This is a genomic window from Saccharopolyspora sp. 6M, from assembly GCF_020176775.1.
Taxonomy (GTDB): Bacteria; Actinomycetota; Actinomycetes; order Mycobacteriales; family Pseudonocardiaceae; genus Saccharopolyspora_C; species Saccharopolyspora_C gregorii.
On the sequence record NZ_JAIUJZ010000020.1, the window covers coordinates 22,186 to 41,131 of the forward strand.

The 18,946-nt window shown below is 74.1% G+C and carries 1 protein-coding gene (cut by both window edges); it reads right to left on the bottom strand.

This entire window lies inside a single protein-coding gene on the bottom strand: locus LCD31_RS03450, encoding a hypothetical protein (RefSeq protein ID WP_224955965.1). The 59,598-nt coding sequence extends 15,710 nt beyond the window's left edge and 24,942 nt beyond its right edge, so the window shows coding positions 24,943–43,888 — codons 8,315 (complete) to 14,630 (partial); the first complete codon in reading order (the gene reads right to left) occupies positions 18,944–18,946. Both the start codon and the stop codon lie outside the window.

Consider the following 18,946-nt stretch of genomic DNA (forward strand, 5'->3'; position numbering starts at 1 on the left):
TGATGGTGCGGGTGTCCGGCGCGGCGGCGACGCGCTCGCCGTGCCGCTCGATGCGCACGTCGAACAGCACCTCCGCCCGGTGCTCGGCCAGCGCGCCGCGCACCGACTCGCTGTGCTGGTGCTGAGTGACCTCGTCCTGCTTGGAGTCCCGGGTCTGCTTGAGCCACTCCAGGACGTGGATGCCGCCGAAGCCGAAGTTGCCGTACGGCGCGCCGTGCTTCGCGTTCGGGTCCGCCTCGGCCGAGTGCAGCGCCGACTCGTTCTGGAACATGCCCGCGGGCGCCATCATCGTCATCGCTTCGACGAGGACCCGGCTGAACTTGCGGGCGACGCTGGTGGTGAACGAGGACGAGGTGGCCTTGGACAGCTCGCCGTGCTTGATGCCGGTCAGCTCCGGCTCGCCGAGCAGCGAGGCGTCCACCCGCAGCTCGTAGGTCTCGCCGCTGACCCGGAACTCCCGCCGGATCAGCGAGGTCACACCGCCGTTGGCCAGGTCCTCCAGCGAGGCCTGCAGCTGCGAGAGCGCCCGCTCCACTTCGCGGTGGTTGTCGTGCGGCGTCTCCACCGAGGAGGCGGGCAGCAACCGGTCCGCGTTCTCCTGGCCGATGGTGCGCACCAGCTGCTCGTACAACGGATCGATGCGGTCGACGAGGTCGATCGCCTCGGTGACGCCGCCCGCCCAGCGGGGCGCACCGACCCGCGCGCCGTCCGGCACGGCGCTGGTGCGGCCCGGGTCGGCGGAGCGGTCCGGCGGCGGGAGCTCCGGCGGGTCCTGCTCGGCCTGTTCGGCGGCGCGGCGCGCGTCCTCCTCGGCCTGCTTAATCCGGATCTCGTGCAGCTGCTCGTCGGTGACCAGCACCCGCACCGCGCCGGGCAGCTCGAAGCGCTCGGCGGCCGTGCCCACCGGCTTCGGCTTCCGGAGGCGCCAGCGGTCCAGGTTGCCGCGCCGGATGGCCTCGGCGGCGACCGTCGTCTCGATCTTCGCGTTGATCAGGTGCATCCGGCGCGGTTCCTGCGCCAGCGCGCGCTCCGCGGAGACCTCGGTGCGGTGGCCGGTCTTCTTGCTGAAGCTGCCCATCCACAGGCTCAGCTCGTGCATGAACAGGCCGACGCCGTGCGCGGACGTGCCCGGCGTGTGGTTCGAGGTCTCGCTGAACGTGATCATCGCGGGCTCGACGGCGTTGCCACCGGACCAGGTGCCGGTGACGTCCTGGCCGGAGGTGGTCGCCCCCGTCGTGGACTGCTTCGGCTGCTGCCACTGGGTTTCCACGACCTCGGGGTCGCGCAGCATGTAGGACACGGCCGCGGCGGCCTCGACGTCGGAGCGCCTGCGGTGCCAGCGGAATCCGGTCAGCTTGGTGCGGCGGCTGAACGCGCGCGGGTCGCCGCGCAGCGCCTCCACCGAGATCGCCTGGTCGATCAGGCCCGAGTTGTCGCCGTCGGCGAAGTGCCAGATCGGGTCGTTGGACGCCTTCGCCAGCATCGACCGCACCGAGTCGCGCACGTGCTCCAGGCCGTGGAACGCCACGACCTGCAGCCCGTCCAGCTTGCGGGAGGCGCCGCGGCGCAGCTCCGCGCTGCGGTTGATCGAGACGTCGGCCAGCTCGGTCCGGTTCTCCGGGGCGACCTCCAGCCGCAGCGGACCGTGCGAGGCGGGCAGCTCCACCACCACGTCCACCGTCACGGTGCCGGGCTCGCGGCCCTCGGCCGCCGCCGACTCGTCGACGATCCGCAGGTCGTGCAGCTCGGGGGTGTCCAGGCCGCGGGAGCCGAAGGTCACGCCGCGCACCAGCTCGTTCGCCCGGGACCAGTGCTGGCCGGTGGTGGTCAGCTTCACCGTCGCCGCGTAGCGCTGCATCGGCTCCGGACGCACGTTGCCCGACCCGTCGAGGGTGCCGCCGCGGACGCCGCCGGTAGAGCTGTCGGCGCGCTGCCCCAGCTCGGTGCCCGTGGTGCGGGAGTAGCCGCCCTTGTGCTGGGTCGTGATCATCCCCGTGCCGTGCAGCGCCGTGTACAGCCGGGCGACGACGCCGCCGCCGAGCGACCAGCTGCGCGACTTGGCGTGCGAACCGGACTCGGACTCGGTGAGCGCCACCGAGGTGGGCGTGCCCTCGGCGGGCCCGAGCGGGCGGAGTTCGCCCTGCAGCTCCGCCTTCACCTGGAACGAGGCGCGGTAGTCGTTGCCGCGGCCCGGTTCCGGCTGCAGGTCCAGGTGCAGCGGGCGGTCGGCGACCATGTCCGGCGCCCGGCGCACCAGCTGCTCCGGCGAGACGGCCTCGTGGATCTGCTCGCCGCGGGCCAGCTTGCGCTCGCCCTTGCCGTCGATGCCGTGCGAGAGCTTCGGGTCGTCGAACTCGGTGACGAAGGACGTGTCCCGCCACTTCCACCGGTGGTGGCCGGGCAGCTCCGCCGCCGAGTCCCGCATGATCCTGCTGAGCAGTTCGCTCGCGGCGTTGTGGTCCAGCGCGGCGGACGCCGCCGCGTCGGCGACCTCCTGCCTGCCGACCGGTGCGGTCGTGGTGCCGTCCGCGGTGATGCCCGCCGCGCCCGCGTCCTCCGGGCGGGCCAGCTGGTGGGCCTCGACGGCCTCGGCGAACGTGATCGGCGAGTCGCCGGGCTTGCGGACCTGCAGGTCGTAGACGGTGCGGTAGCGCACCACGTCGCCGGTGTGCGAGCTGCCCTGCTCGGATCCGGTGCTGCGGCCGTACTCCTGGGTGCGGCCGTGCCCGCCGCCGAGCGCCACGTTGACGCCGGCCGCGGCCGAGACCACGCCGACGTCGTAGCCGGGGCCCGCGGTGAGCGAACCGCTGCCGTCCCGGGCGGTGGCGTTGGCGCTGCTGGTGCTGGAGCCCTCGGTGCGGACCTCCGCGTAGTGCGCGCCCTCGATGGTCTGCTCGTAGGCGACCTTGCGGGCGACCAATCGCATCTGCACCGCGCGGGTGTGGCCAGGCAGCAGCCGCTTCAGCGGGTTGCCGCCGGGCAGCAGCGCGTCGGACTGGATCCAGCCGCGGCCCTTCGCCGCCTGCTCCGGGGTCACGGCCATCTCCGGCAGCCGCTGCTTCACGTTCGCGGAGCCGAGGAAGGAGCGCAGCGTGTTCTGCCCGTCCTCGCTCAGCTTCCCGAGGTGCGCGGCGACCTGCTCGAAGATCCCGTCGTCGCGACCGAAGCGCCGCGCCAACCGCTTGCCCCGGTAGCGGCCGCGGGCCTGACCGCGGACGTCGGCGTTCTCCACCACCGACGGCGGCAGCGCTTCCGGCACCGCCACCTCGCGGCCCTCGCCGCCGAGGCCGACCGGGACGCTGAGCTCCACGGCCACCGGGTCCGCGCCCGGCGTCCTGCCGACGAACGTGGTGGGCAAGGTCGGGTCACCCGCCGAATCGAGGCGGTTGATCGTGAACGTGGCGGGGACGCGCTGCGCCGTCATGCCGCGGTAGCCGGACGCGCCGTCGGCGACCGTCTCCGGCAGCGCCACCGTCATCCGGGTGCTCTGCGAGTTCTCCCGCGAGTTCGACCGGGAGAAACCGACGTCGGTCGGCACGTTCACCGCACCGATGACGAACATGCCAGGGACCGTCGGCACGAAGAAGAACCAGCGCGACATCGGGGTTCGGCCGGTGCTGGTGGCCGCCTTCGAGCCGGTGGACCCGCCGGTGCTCGCCGCGTTCGAGCTCGCCGCAGCCTCGGCGGGGGTCCGGCCCGACCAGTCCAGATCGGCGGTGATGCGGAACCGCTCCTTGCCGACGGACACGACCCGGCCGTCACCGAGGAAGGAACCGAACTCGTTGCGCACGGCGTGGCCGAGCGCGTCGATCTCGCTCTTCTTCGGCGTGCCGCCGACGGACTTGGTCACCGCCCTGACGACCTGGTCGGCGCCTTCGGTGCGGCTGAGTTGCACGCCCGCGCCGAGGCCGCGGCCGCGGGACAGGTAGCTCGGCAGCCGCAGCCGCTTGCGGCGCTCGGGGGCGGCCGCGGCGGCGTCCTCGCGGGCGGCCTCCTCGCGGTTCTGGTCGGACTCGTCGCGGGACCGGTCGGACTCGTCGCGGACCTGCTCGGCGTCGGTGCCGCGGTCGGCCGCGTCGGCGTCGGCCGAGCGGTCCGCGGACTCGCCGTCCAGCTCAGCGGAGCGGTCCGCGGCGTCCTGCTCGGTGCGGGCGGACCCGGCGGCCCCGTCCTGCTCGGTCCCGTCCTGCTCGGTCCCGCGCTGCTCGGTGCCGCCGGAGACCTCGTCGTCGCGTTCGGCGGAGCTCTCCGCGCCCCGCTCCGGCTCGGCGTCGAGGTGCGTGCTCGGCCGGGAGTCGGCGGAGCGGTCGCGAGTGGTGCCGGAGGGTCCGGCCTCGGCGTGCTCGGGGATCGCGGAGGGCAGCGCCTCCAGCGGGCCCGCGCCGAACCGGCCGCCGCCGATCAGGCCCTCGGTGCGGTGGGTGCCGAGCTCGTCCGCGAGCTCCCGGGCCAGCGCGGTCGCCGCGTCCGGGCCCTTCTCCTGCAGCTCGCGGGCGACGAGGGTGGTGACGTCGTCCATCAGCGCGCGCATCCGCGCCTCGGCGGGCTTCGGGGAGTCCAGCACGACCGGGACCTGGTGCAGCGGCTGCACGATCCCGCGGGCCTCGACGAACAGCTCCTCGAAGGCCCGCTCGGTCATCTTGCCCAGCGCGTCCTGCGCCCGCTGCGCCCGCTCCCGCACCTCGGCCCGCGGGTCCGGGCCCTCGTCGGGTTCGGTGATGTCGGTGCGGGCGTCGTCGAAGTCGCGCTCGGACGACCGGTCGCTGCCGGACTCGGAGCCGGAATCCGAGTCGGAGTCGGTCCGCGACTCCGTGTCCACATCGGACTCGTCGCGGGCGGCGCCGTCCTCGGACCCGGCCGCCTCGTCCGCGTCGGGCTCGGCGCGGGGCGCGGCCGCCGGTTCCACCGGTTCCGGCTCGGCGGGGAACAGGAAGTCGTCCAGCGCGGTCCGCGGCTCAGCGCGTTCCGCGGGTGCGGCGTCCCGCTCCGACATCGGGGACGGCATCGGGTCGGGGGTGGGGATCGCGTCCGGGGTCGGCGCGGGCTGCGGCGTCGGGCTCGGGTCCGGGGTGCGCTGCCCGGTCGCGCCGTCCTCGGTGGTCCCCGCCTGCTCGGCGGGTTCCTCGATCCGCGGGACCGCGATCGGCTCCGGCGGGGTCAGGCCCATCCTCAGCAGCCCGGCGCGGTCGGTGTGCACGTAGACCCGGTCGCGGGCGTGCCGCGGCTCGCCCCAGCCCTCGGGCGCGCCCGCCCGGTACCGCGGCGTGAGGGTCCAATTCGCCATCGCGTTGACCAGGAAGGTCTCGCCCGCCGAGCGCTGCTCGGACTGGGCGTCCTTGAACTTGCCGTCGGCGGCCGAGGTGCGCTGCCACGAGTAGCTCGGGCCGGGCAGCGAGACCTGCGGCGACTGCCGGTAGTTCGCCCCGGACGCGTCCACGGCCTGCCGCGGGTCGGCCAGCGAGTCCAGCCCGACGCGGCCGGTGAAGCCGACGCCCGGGCCCTCCTTGTGCTGCTCCTTGATCGCGGTGGTCTGCGAGTCCTTCGTGGTGAGCCCGGCGTCGTCCCCGGTCGGCACCACGTGCGCGTCGTCCAGCTCCGCGGTGAGCAGCACCGATTCCAGCGGGTGCGGGGTGTTCTCGGCGGCGTGGCCGTCGTGGTCGAGACCGCCGATGCGGTAGCCGTCCGCGCGCATCGCCGCGGGCAGGTGCGCGGACAGCGCGCTGGTGGTGGTCCCGGTGAGCAGGCCGTGCCGGGTCCAGGTGGCGCGTTCCGGCACCGGCGGCGCCGCGTCCGGATCGGCGCCCGGGGTTCCGTCCAGCACGTCCCGCACGACCCGGTGCACGTCGTCGGAGTTCGCGACGACGTGGCTGACCTCGGGGAGCTCGTCGATCCGCCCCGGCTGGTGCTCGCCGAACCCGAGCTCGCCGACCGGGACGCGAGTGCGGACCGCGTCGCGCAGCGTCGGCAGCACCAGGGTCTCGCCGGTGCTCGCCGGGGCGCCCCGGTCCGCGAGGCCGCCGGTGAGGGTGTTCGGGGTGCGGTTGGCGTGCGCGGTCTTGCGCACCTCCAGCCGCAGGTCCAGGTCGTGCCCGAACGTCGCGAAGTCGCTCTTGGCCGAGTAGGTGCGGGTGTTGTCGCTGCTGTGCGTCTCGACGTGCTTGTCGCTGGACTTCGAGGTCAGCCCGACCTGGCCGAGCAGCGCGCCGCGGCGGTGCTGCTCCTCGCCGCCGCCGCGCAGCAGCACCATCGGCTGGGCCTTGCGCTGGTGCCCGGTCTTGCCGGTCTCGGTGGTCGAGGAGGTCGTCTTCGTCTCGTGCTTCTCGCTCCACCCGGATTCGACGCCGTCGAACCTCCCGGGGCCCTGCTCGCCCTTCAGCGTCAACGAGACGTCGACGGTGCCGAGCGGGCCGGGGACGGAGGCGGTCCAGTGCTTGCCGGGGCCGCGCAGGTCGGACAGCAGCGCCTGCAAGCCGCTCGGGGCGACGTCGCGGGCGCTCTGCCGGTACACGTCCTGTCCGGCGAGGCGTTCGGCGTCGCCGAGGGCCAGCGAGGTGAGGTAGTCGCCGAACTGCCGCAGCGCGCTGCGCGGCACGTCCTGCTGCGGCACCGCGGCGAGCACGTCCTTGATCCCGCTGAGCAGGTGCGCGGTGACCTCGGGGCGGACCGTGGCGGTGGTGTGGCCGTCGGCGTCGATGCCGGGCGGGGCGTTTACGGCGCCGCCTGCCGGTTCCGGCTCGGGGCCGAGGCCGTACCTGGCGAGGTCCGCGACGGGCACCCAGAGCTGCGCCGAGCCCGTGCGGTGCGCTTCGAGGTGCACGGCCGCGTCCGGCCGGTCCGGATCGCCGCCGCTGAGCAGTGCGGTGGTGTCGTACTCGACCAGCTGGGCCGGGCCCTTGTAGGTGGTCGTGGTGGTGCGCTCGAACTCCTGGGCCTCGGACCGCCCGTGCGAACCGGATTCCGCCTCGCCCGCGCTGAGCACCGGCGTCGCGGACGAGGAGGCGCCGGAGCCGGGGTTGCCGATGCGGGCGCGGCCGGTCCAGCCGCCGCCGGTGAAGGTCTCGGTGCCGTGCCCGGTGCTACCGGTGACCTTGCGGGTGAAGGTCAGCTCGACCTGCTGCACCGGGCCGTTCGGCCGCGCGTTGCTGAGCGCGAGGTGCAGCTTGAGGTCGCCGATGCGCTGCTCGGTGGGCCGCAGCGCGCCCTGCTCGTAGCGGTGCACCGAACCCTCGTAGGCGCCGGTGACCACGGCGTCGAAGTTGACCGCGACCTCCTCCGGCGAGACGAAGGAGTGCGCCTGGTGCGCGGCGATGACCTTGTTGTCGCCGAAGCCGCCGAACACGTCCTCGGTGATCCGGTACCCGTCGATCTCGGGCAGCTGGAGGCCGTGCAGCACGAAGTTCTCGGGCAGCTCGGCGGGCTCCCAGCCCTCCGGCCTGCGCGGCGCGTCGTGCTCGACCCGCTGGTACCGGGCGGCGGGCTCGGGCTCGCCGGTGCGCGCGGCCGGGTCGAGCAGCCCGCCCGCGTAGGTGGTGGCCCGGCCGCCCTCGACGATCCGCTCGGCGAGCACGCCTTCCGCGCCGTGCACGGTGATCCGGTAGTCGATGAGCTCGGGGTGCGCGACGACGTCGCCGGACTTCCAGCCCCGCCCGCGACCCAGCCCGCTCGCGGTGGTGAGGGTGGCCCGCTCGGTGTCCGACTTGTCGTTGCGCTGCAGGTTGAGGTCGAGCCCGCCGAACCGGCCGAGCGACGGCGCCCGCCCGCGCAGGCCACCGCCGGCGCCGAGGGTGCGGCCGGACTTGGCGGCGGTCTCGTGCTGCACACCGGTGCTGCCGGTGAGCTCGCCACCGAGGCCGGCGCCGGGCACGGTCGTCGGCGAGCCCGGGGCGTCCGGCGTCGTCGGCGAGCTCAGCGACGACCGCTGGAAGGTGCCGTAGCCGGTGTCGGCGCGCGGCACCGTCTCCACCAGCACGCCCACCAGGTCGTCCGGGGCGCCGGAGACCGCGTGCCGGGCGCGGGTGAGCACGAAGGACGTGCCGGACCCGTTGAGCGCGGCGGACCGGCTGCTGAACCCGCTCTCCGACACGGCGTCGGCGAGCACGGCGGCGTTCTCGGTGGCGTGCGCTTCGGCGGTGCCCGCCGAGTCCTCGGGCGGCAGCACGCCCTCGGGCAGCATCTCGCGCAGCGCGGCGGCGACGCCTTCGACGTTCGGGTAGCGGGTCTCGGCGGCGCCGAGGACGTGCTGCGGCGGGAACGGGTCGCCGCCGATGAACTCGGGCGCGGTGCCGTCCGGGCTCTCCCCGCGCCAGGCGGTGGCACCGGCGGGCACGTCCACCGAACCGTCCTCGACGACGCCGTCGTCGAAGCGGATCCGCAGGTCGTAGGTGAGGTCGGCGGTCCCGACGTGCAGCGCGCCCTTGCGCTCCCAGGCCAGCTCGGTGCGCAGGTCGTCGTTGCGGGTGACGCCGTGCTCCTCGTGCGAGGTGAGCTTGCCCTGCACCGCGCCGCGCACGTCGATGCTGTTGCCCGCGTCGTCGCCCCAGACGTTCTGGGTGAGCCGGACGCGGCCGCCGAGGTCCACCGGCTGCTCGACGGTGCGCTCGGCGGCGTGGCCGTCCTTGCGCCCGGACTTGGTGGCGATCTTGCCGTCGAGGTCGCCGTCGGTGACGTGCTCGCGGTTCGCCCCGCGGCGGGCCTTGAGCTCCACGGTGGCGGTGCGGTCGCGGCCGGCGGCGCCGACGGTCCGCAGCTGCTCGACGAGGGTGCCGCCGGAGAGCAGGTCCACGCCGCGACGGCTCAGCGAGGTGCTGCTGACCAGCCCGCGCAGGGTGCCGCGCAGCGCGGAACCGATCTCGTCGGCCTTGCCCGCCCAGTCCGGGTGCCGGTGCACCAGCTCGCGGGCCTGCTCGAACAGCGCGCGGTCGCCGCGCAGGCGGGTGGAGTCGCCGGGGCGCGGGGCGCCGAAGTCGGCGGTGCCGTCGGCGTCCTCGGTGGGCCGCAGGCCGTGCAGCGAGTTCGGGGTGCTGACCGTGACCGCGCCCGGCGTCGAGCCGCTGACCCGCACCGCGGCGTGGCCGTTGCGCAGCACGGTGGCGGTGTGCGCCATGTCGTGCAGGCTGCGGATCCGCTTGCCGCCCGGTTCCACGTTGGAGCCGTGCTGGAACTCGGAGCTGTCAGTGCTGCTCCAGCTGCGCTGCGGGGTGAGGCCCTTCAGGCTCAGCGCCGTCTGCATCGACGTCCCGGGCAGCCACGGCAGCGGGATGCTGCCGCGGTGGGCGTAGCCGTCGTCGCGGATCGACGGCGAGTCCGAGGAGTTCTTGACCTTGCCGAAGCCGCCGGAGGCGTTGTCGAGCTTGTTCTCCTTGCCCTTCTTCGCGGGGGCGGTGGTCGGCGGGGCCGGCTCTCCCCCGGTGCTGTCGTCGTCGAGCCGGGCGCGCACGAGGACTTCGACGGCGTCCTCGCCGATGCCGGAGGAGACCACGAGGCCTTCGCCGTGCAGCGCGGTGAAGCCGTTCTTCAGCTCGGTGTCGGACAGGCCGTGCAGCACCTGGTCGGCGCGTTCCGGCGGCACCGCGGCCTGCAGCATGGCCGAGCGCACGTCGGCGCGGATCGCGGTGCCGTCGAGCTGCTCGGCGCGGACCGCGTTGCGCGGCAGCAGTTCCTGGACCTGGTGGGTCCGCTCCAGCAGCGGCTCGGTCTCCGGCGCGGCGGTCGCGTCGGGCAGCGGGTAGCCCGGCTCGTCGACGGGGCGCGGCCGGTCCGGGATGGGGATGGTGAGGTCGCCGGTGGCGCCGGACGGGCGGCTGCCGTTCCCCGACTCGTCCCCGGATTCGGGCTCGGTGTTGGGCTCGGTGAGCGAACCGGCGTCGGACATCGCGGTGTCGCCGGGGCCGTCGACGAGGGCCTGCACCTGGTCCAGCGCGCCCTGGCCGAGTTCGCGGCGGATCACCTGGTCCAGGTCCTCGCCGGTGGCGCGGTGGAACTCGGCGCGGACCGCGTCCAGCCCGTCCTGGTTGCGGGAGAGCTCGGCGAACTCCTCCAGCAGCGACATCTGCCTGGTCGGCCGGTAGCGCGGGGCGGGGGCCTCGTCGAGGCCCTTCGGCAGCGGCCGCGGGCGCTGGTGCTCGGCCTCGGTCCGCGACAGCAGCCGCTCGGCCTGCTGCGCCAGCCGCACCGGGCCGGGCTGCAGCATGTCGGGCCGCACGCCCAGGTCGAAGCCGACCTGCTCGACGCGCCAGGCGTTGCGCGGCAGGAACAGCCGCTGCCTGCCGGTCATCAGCCCGTCGTCGTCGACGTACGAGTTGAACCGCCGGTGCGGTTCGCCGGTCATCGGGTCGATCGGCAGCTTCTGGTCGTCGAGGCTGAAGATCCGCCGCTCGTCCTTCGGCAGCGCGCGCAGATCGCCGGTCTTGCCGTTCTTCAGCGCGTGCATGTAGTTCAGCGGGAGGCCCAAGTGCGCGCCGATCCGCGTGTTGATCAGGGACGGCCCGTCGGTGACCTCCCACAGCTCCGCGGTCGGCTCGGCGTCGCGCTCCGGGTGCAGTTCCCGGCTCAGGTGCGCCGATCGCCGATCGTCGACGAACTGCAGGTCCACGAAGTACCGGGCCTCGCGGTTCATCCGGCTCGGGTGGAACCCGTTCTCGACGCCCTTGACCGCCTTCTCCCGGAACTCGTCGAGCTCGGCGCGGACCTCGTCCAGCTTCTCCTGCGCCTCCTCGGCCTCCCGGCGGCGCACCTCGGCGATGTCGCGGGACTTCTCTGCCTGCTCGCGGGCCTCCACCACCTCCGGCGGCGGGGTGTCGGAGTCGTCGTCCATCAGGTGCGCTTCGAGCTCGTCGGCGTCGGCCCGGTCGAGCTCGGCGATGTCCCTGGCCTCGTCGGCCTCGCGGCGGAAGCTGTCCGCGCGGTCCTGGTGCTGCTCCAGCAGCGGGTCGGTGTCCAGGTGGACCTTGACGGTGTAGACCGGCAGCTCCTTGCCGCGGAAGTCGCGGGTGCCGCTCATCTCGAACTTCGGCCGCGCCCGGTACTCGTCGGGAAGTCCCCAGAAGTGCCCGACCTCGTGCGCGACGCCGCTGCCGTCGTCCTTGACGTCCCAGTTGAGCTGGTCCATCGCGGCCTTGTCGGACAGCACCACGGTGCGGTGGGCCTGCGCCGGGTCGTCGACGAACTCGAGCCTGCCGTGGAACTGGTCGCCGCCGGGTAGCCGGAAGCCGGTGTTGTGGATCTCGTCGACGGAGCGCAGCGCGCGCTCCTTGAGGTCCTCGATGCGCTGCTGCTGGGTGGCGAGCTCCCGGGCGGCGGCGTCGGCCTTGGCGCGCTGCCGCTCCGCCCGCTTCTGCGCGGCGTCGGCCTGCGCCCGCGCCGAGCGGACCTCGGGGTCGTGCGGGGAGCCGCTGAGCTCCAGCAGGGTGGCGGCGTTGTCCAGCGTGCTCGCGCGCTGCTCGGCGCGGTCGGCGAGCCGCGAGCGCCGTCCGGCGGCCTCCCGGTGCGGGGCGAGCAGGGCGTCCGCGTTCAGGTACGCCTTGAAGGTGCGGTGCTGCAGGGTCCGGCCGGGGCTGACCTCGATGCGCTGCACGTCGTAGACGATGTCGCCGGTCAGGTACTCGGCGTCGAGCGCCAGCGTCGGGCGGGCGTCGCTCGGCAGCGCCGTGCTCGCGGTGCTCGGGTCGGGCTTGGTGACCGTGCTGCTCAGCTGCAGGTCGAGCGACTCGGAGTCCACCGTCGCGTCCGGGATCGGCCGGAGCAGGTGCTGCCACTCGGCCGGTTCCAGCTTGTTCCACAGCGGGTCGAACCAGGAGGCGTGCTGCACCTCGGTGTGCCGCCACTCGGACGAGGTGGCGGGCGGTTCGACGCCGTCCTGCCAATGCTTCCCGTACAGCTCGGTCTCGATGCTGGTGACCAGCACCGTGTTCTCGTCGCGCAGCGCGCTCTTGGCACCGATCCGCACGCCCAGGCTGCTGAGGGTGTGCCGCTGGGCGCCGCGGACCTCGGCGTCGAGCACGTTCGCGGCGCGCCACAGCGCGGTGCGGAGGCGGTCCCGCGCTCCGTCGGCCTGCTGCGTGGTGTCGCGGACGGCGGCGCCGAGGGCGTCCAGCGCGGCGCGGGTCTCGCCCTGCGGCAGCTGGTCGCGCAGCGGGCCGACGGCGTCCGCGAGCTCGTGCAGCGGCAGCGACGATTCGCGGGCGACGCGGACCGCTTCCAGGGCAGCGGTCAGCTCCGCGACGGGCCGTTCCGGTTGCAGCGCTTCCAGCTGCGCTTCCAGCGACCGGTGCAGGCCGTCGAGCACCTCCTGGGTGCGCTGCGCGCTCACCTCGGGGCCGTGCGCCTCGGTGTGCCAGCCGTGCACCCGGATCTCGAAGGGCGCGCGCTCGCCGCGCGCGACCTCCAGCAGTTCGGTGGCCAGCGAGCGCGCGGTCTCGTCCCGCAGCTCCAGCGCGGCGTCCTGCGGCAGCCGGGCCGGGTCGGCGTCGTCGAAGTGGCCGACCCACTCGACCATCTCCTCCGGCGGCTCGGACTCGACGGAGGCCATCGGCTGGTCCGGGTCGAGGTCCATCGCCGCGGCCGGGGTCGGCGCGTCGCCGTAGCCGGGAGTGGGCGCGTAGCCCGGAGTCGGCGCGTGCTGCGGCGTGCCGCCCCACGGCTCGGTGTCCGGCACGGACGCGGTGTCCGGGAGCGAATCGGCGTCGTTCCAGCCCGGGGTGGGGGCGTCGCCGCTCCAGCCCGGAGTGGGCGCGTTCCCGGTCCAGCCCGGGGTGGGCGCCGACTCGTAGACCGGGGAGTCGACGTCCATGTCGTCGGGGCTCGCGGCCGGGCGCGTGCGCCGGGTGGTCTCCGCCAGCGGTTCGGTGATCCGCCCCGGCTCGGGGCGCGCCGGCAGGTCGCCGTCGTGGCCGAACCGGGCGAGCGCCTCCCCCAGATCGGCGAGTCCGCTGGGGTGCGCGCCCTCGTGATCGTGCTTGGTCCAGCCTGCCGGGTCGGGCTGGATGCGCACGGTTCCGTCGTCGCCGACCACCGGGTGTCCGGCGATGAGCCGACCGTCCGGCAGATGCAGTACCTGCGCGTCGGTCGTGATGATGCCGAAGTCGGTCGCTTCCACCAAGTCCGGCAACCAACCGAGCCTGCCGCCACCCGACACGGCCAGGACCCCGGGCACGTCCTGCCCGTAGTTGCGGTTGGTGGCCGATTCGATGAACGCCGCGGGCTCCAGCACCCCGCCGTCCCAGAGCGCGATCCGGTGGTCGTCCGGGCGCACCGAGGCGATCAGCACGTCCACGTCCCGGTACTCCGGCGAGAGGTTGCGGGCCTGGGCGACCGCGGAGCGCACCGAGCTGCCGGGAGCCGGGTAGAGCAACCCGCCCTGCGGGATTCCGACCGTCTGGAGCCGGTGCTCGGTGTCGTTGCTGCCGGTGTTCACCCATTCCCGGGTAGCGGCGAACAGCTGCACCACCTGCTCGCGGGCGTCCGGGCTCAGCGGCAGCACCGCCAGCAAGTCCGCGAGCTCGGGCAGCCCGGCAGGGGCGCGGCCCAGCAGGTTCGGCTCGGTCATGAGCGCGTCCAGCACCCGGTCGATGCTCGAGTCCTTAGCGGCCAGCAGCATGGCCGCGCTGAGCTCGGCGTGCACCTGGGTCTCCCCGGTGTCGAGGGTTCCCGCCCAGAACCGGAACTCGTGCCGGTCCGAGTCCGCACCGGTGATGTGCCGGAAGCTCAAGCCCTCGGCCTTGTCCCGGTTGAGCCCGCCTGCCTCGCTCGCGGTGGTGACCTGGGACGGGTCGGCGGGCAGCGGGCCGGGGCCGACCATGGTCAGCAGCCGCTGCTTGGCGCTGCCCGGGTGGTTGCCCAGGCGGTAGAGCACCGACTCGAAGCCCTTCTGGATCCGTGCCAGCCGGACGTGCTCGGACGGGGTCAACTGCTGCGGGAAGCTGACGTTGACGTGCCCGCCGGTGTTCGCGGCGGACGCCTCGTGCCGCTGCAGCAGTCCCGTCAGCTCGGCGATGTCTCGCCAGGTGTCCCGTTCGACGCCGGGGCGCAGGATCGGCGAGACCAGCTCGAAGCCCTGCACGTGCGCGGTCTCCTCGACCAGCGCCCACTTGCCGGCATCGCGCGCCTGCCCGACCCGCTCGTCCTCCGGATCGAGCAACGGGCGTTCGGTCTGCTCCGGAGGCAGGAAACCGGTTTGCCGGAGTTCGCTGGCGAGACCGGTCAGCTGGGCTTGGAATCCCGGGTCGGCGTTGCTCGCGCGCTTGCTGGACCACTGCGACAGGTAGGCGGACTCGCTGCCCGCCTCCTGCAGGCCCTCCACCGTGTTCTGGTACTGCATCTCCAGCTCGAAGCCGAACCGGACGTCGGGCCGGGAGCTGGCCCCGCCGGGAACGCCATCCACGTGGAAGGTGATCGGGTTGAGGCCGTTGTCGGCGTCGAGGCGCGCCCGCTCGTAGCCGCCGCGCAGCTCGTCGGCGACGACCCGGCGGATCTGCTGCACGGCCTGCTCGGCCCGGTCGGCGGCGGCGCGCAGCCCGTGCAGCGGGACCCCGCTCAGCGACGGCGCATCGGCGGCGCGCACGACCTGGGCGAACCGCTCCAGCTGGTCGCCGGTGAAGCGGTGCGCGCTGGTGCTCAGGTGCCTGCGCATCAGGTGGGCGGCGGCGCGCAGCCGCGCGGCCGGGCCCTGGCTCTCGGCGAGGCGCGGTTCCTGGAACTCCGGCGAGTGCGCGGGGACCTCGCCGATGTGCTGGCCGAGCACCTCGGCGTGCCGGGTGCGCAGGCCCGCGTTGCCGGCCTCGTCCGGGACGCCCATCAGGCTGCCCGCGGTGTCCGGTTCGACGGGCAGGCCCAGCATGGAGCCGATGGCGCGCAGCCGGTTCGGGTCGCCGAACGTCCACGAGGTCTGGTCGCCGCGGCCGGCGGCGTCCAGCGTCACCGAGTGGTGTGGTTCCTCGCCGGGGCCCGCTCGCAGCACCCGCACCCGGAGCACGTCGCCGTTGGGCAGCACCAGGTTCGGCCGGTTGAACCGCCGGTCCACGTCGTGCACCATCCGCGCCCAGTCCGCGTCGGCCGCGGTGCGCGGCAGCGAGCTCTGCTGCCGGATGCGCACGGTGGCCTCGCTGACCAGCACGCCGTCGGAGGACACCGCGCGGCGCACCTCGAACGCGGAGCGCTGCACCACGTCGGTGTCGGGCTGCTCGCGGATGCGGCCGCGCTGCTGCACCGGCGCGGAGTCGAGCCGGGCGCGCAGGTCCGGCGAGATGCCGGAGCGCTCGGTGCCGGATTCGAGCAGGCGCGGGTCGAACCGCGGGTCCGGCGGCGGGGCCGTGGCCGGGGCGGACGGCTGCCGGTCCTGCCCGGTGCCCTCGGCGGGCTCGCGCTGCGGCGCGTCGGTCCGGGCGTCGGCCATCTCCACGTCGCCGTGGTCGCCGAGCATCCGCAGCAGCTCGGGGTCCGCAGGCGGCAGGTCGCCGAGCGCGGCGAACGGGTCGCCCGCGGCGAAGGTGCCGTGCGAGGCGGCGGTGAAGTCCGGGCCCGGCATCTGGTCGCCCTGCGGCGGGTTCCCGGCGCCGTCGGTGGCCGGGTTCGCGAGTCCGATGCCGTCCAGGTTCCCGAGGTCGCCCCAGGTCGCGGGATCGCCCAGGGCGCCCCAGTCGACCGGGTTAGCCGGGTCGACCGGATTCGCCGGGTCACCCGGGTTAGCCGAGTCGACCGGGTTCGCCAGGTCGACCAGCGCGTTCACGTCGAAGTCGCCGAGGTTCCCGAAGTCGATCGCGTTCACGTCGAGCGCGGCGAACAGGTCCGGGTTCGCAGTGGTCCCGTCGCCGATGTTCCCGGTGGTGAACGGGTCGGTGCCCAGCGGGTCGGTGGTGAACGGGTCGAACACCCCGCCCGTGCCGGTGCCGGTCCCGTCCAGGTTCCCGAACAGGTCGAGATCGCCGAGCCCGTCGAGGTCCAGTTCCGGCAGCGGTTCCGCGGCGAGGAAGTCCTCGAAGTCGAGGACCTCCTGCGAGTAGCCGCTCAGGTAGCGCTCGGCGCGGTTCGCGTCGGCCTCGGGCAGCGCCGACTTGATCCGCTCGTCCAACGAGGTCTCGCCGTCCCGGCCGAACCGCTCCCGCACCGCGTCGATGCCCGCCTGGTTGCCGACCAGGTCGCGCAGCTCGCCCAGCACCAGGTCCGGCTGCACCTCGGGCCCGCCGAGCAGGAATTCGAGGCGCCGCGCGACGCGCTCCGGGCCGGGCTGCACCACGTCGGGGCGCATGCCGGACGCCCGCGCGATCTGCTCGATGCGCCACAGGTGGCGGGGCAGCAGCTCGCCGACCTGCTGGCCCATCAGGCCGCCGTCGTCGATGTAGGCGTTGCGGCGCGGGTGCCGTACCCCGGTGGCGGTGTCGATGGGCAGCGGCGGGTCGGCGCGGTTGACGACGCGCCGCTCGTCGCGCGGGAGCTGTCGCAGCTCGGCGGCGTCGCCGGAGCGCAGCGCGGACACGAAGTCCGGGGTGAGCCCGAGGTGCGCGGCGACGTGCTCGGCGGCGGCCGCGGCGTCGTCGGAGCTGCCCCAGTGCTCGGTGTCCGTGGTGGCGACGTCGGCGGCGTCGCTGACCTTCAGCTTCTTGTGCGCGTAGAACGGCTCGTCGACGAAGGAGACCTCGACGCCGTACCGCGCCTTCGGGTGCATCCGGCTCGGGTCGAACAGCTCGCGGACGCCCCGGGTGGCGCGTTCCTTGAGCTCGGCGAGATCCTGGGCGACCTCGTCCACCCGCTGCCGCGCGCGGTCGGCTTCGGCGCGCAGCCGCCGCGCGTTCTCCCGGGAGCTCTCGGCCTGGCGCTGCAGCGCGGCGGCGTCGTACATCGGAGCACCGTGCTCGTCGCGCGCCGCGGGCATCGTTCGCGCGTTGAACTCGTCGGCGGCGGCGGTGAACTCCGCGCCGTCGGCCTTCTTCTCCGCCTCTTCCGCGATCTTGGTGCGGTGTTCGGCGAGGTGCGCCTCGTCCAGGTGCAGCCGGATCTGGTAGTCCCGGATCTGCTCGCCGCCGAAGTCCCTGGTCCCCCGGTCGTAGCCGTTCAGGTCGGCGTACTCGTCGGGCAGGCCGTAGGAGTGGAACCACTCGTGCTCGCCGATCTTGCCCGTCATGTCGATGTCCCAGAGCAACTGGTTCGCCCGGACCTTCTCGCCGACCCGCACCACCTGGTGCGCGGCGGACGGATCGGTGGCGAACTCGATGCGAGCGTGGAACTGGTCGCCGGACACGGCCATCCGGCGGCCCTGCAACGGGTTCTCGGCGACCTGGGCGCGGACCCGGTCCTTGAGCGCTTCGACGCGCGCTTCCTGGCGGGCGAGCTCGGCGGTGGACGCGTCCGCCTTCCGCTGCAGCCCGTCGACCTCCAGCTGGGTGAAGTCCGCGGTGGCCCGGGCGGACGCGGCCTCCTCCGGCTGGTTCGCCGCCTCGTGGATCTCGACCATCAGCCGGTCGCTCTTGAGGACCTCCTGCTTCGCCTCCAGCAGCTCCCGGTCGCGGTTCGCGGCTTCGCGGGCCGGAGCGAGGAACGAGTCGGTGTCCAGGTACGGGCGGTAGGTGAGCTCCTGCACGAACCGGCCGGGCCGGACCTCGATGCGCTGGAAGTCGTAGGTGATCTGCGTGGTCACCGTTTTCGGGCCGAACGCGAACGCGGCGCCGTCCAGGGACGCGGCCCGCGGCGCGACCGTCGCCGCCATGGTGCCGATGGCGTCCTCGGTGCGCACCGTGCCGTCCGGGATGGGCCGCCGCAGGTGCTCCCAGTCGGAGGGTTCGAACCTGCCCCAGTGCGGGTCGAACCAGCTGGCGCGGGTGACTTCGGCGCGCCGCCAGGCCGGGTCCTCGACGGACGGTTCGGAGTCGGCCTTCCACGGCTTCGCGTAGTCGGTGACCGGCGCGGTCGTCACCCCCGCCGAGTCCAGCAGCGAGTACTCGCGCTCGACCACGAGCGGGACGTTCAGGTCGTGCAGCGCGCGCCGCTGCTCGGCGGGCACGTCCGGCTGGGCGGCCGCCAGCTCCGCTTCCAGGGCGGCGGTGAGCCGGGAGACGACCTCGTCGCTGCGCCGCGCGTTGGTGGCCGGGTTCTCGTCGACGCTGTGCGAGACGACGTGGATCTCGAACGGTTCGCGCTTCCCGGCGGCCACTTCCAGGAGTTCGGCGGCCAGGGTGCGGGCGGTGTCGCCGTGCAGTTCGCGGACGGCCTCCGGCGGGAGCGCGCCGTCGCCGGAGGACTCCAGCAGCGTCGACCAGCGGCTGACGGGCTCGACGCGCGCGTCGTCGACCAGGGCGTCGAGGCCCGGAAGCCAGGCGTTGACGTCGTCCGTCGGCGGCAGCGTCCCGAAGTCGCCGAACTCGCCCCAGTTCGTCCCGAACGGGTCGTCCTGCGCGAACTGCTCCCAGAACTGCTCGCCGAACGAGTCGGGGAAACCACCGTCGAACAGGTCGCCCTGCGGGGCCGGGGCGGGACGCGCCGTGCTCTGGACCGGGTTGCCGGACGCGTGCTGCCGGTAGTGGTCCCAGTCGATCTCGCCTTCGGCGTCCTCGTCGGAGCGGGAACCGTCCGAGGCGTCGTCCATGTCGACGTCGGAGTCGGCGTTCCGGTCGGAAACGAAGTCGGGGTCGGTCTCGCCGTCGGCGTCCTCGTCGCCGCGCGAGCCCTCGGACGCGTCGTCGGACATGTCGATGTCGGAGTCCTCGTCGCGGTTCGAGGCGAACTCCGGGTCGAGCTCGCCCTCGGCGTCCCGCGCGGTCTCCAGCGCCGTCGCCAGGTCGGACTCGCCGGTGGCGTAGGAGTGGCCTTCCTCCAGCACGACCCAGCCGCGCGGATCCGGCTCGAACCGGATGGTGCCGTCCCGGTCGCGGACGACCTCGCGGACCGCGAGCAGCCTGCCGTCGGGGGTCAGCGCCACCTTCGAGGCCGCGTAGACGGTGTTGTCCACGACGAGGTCGCT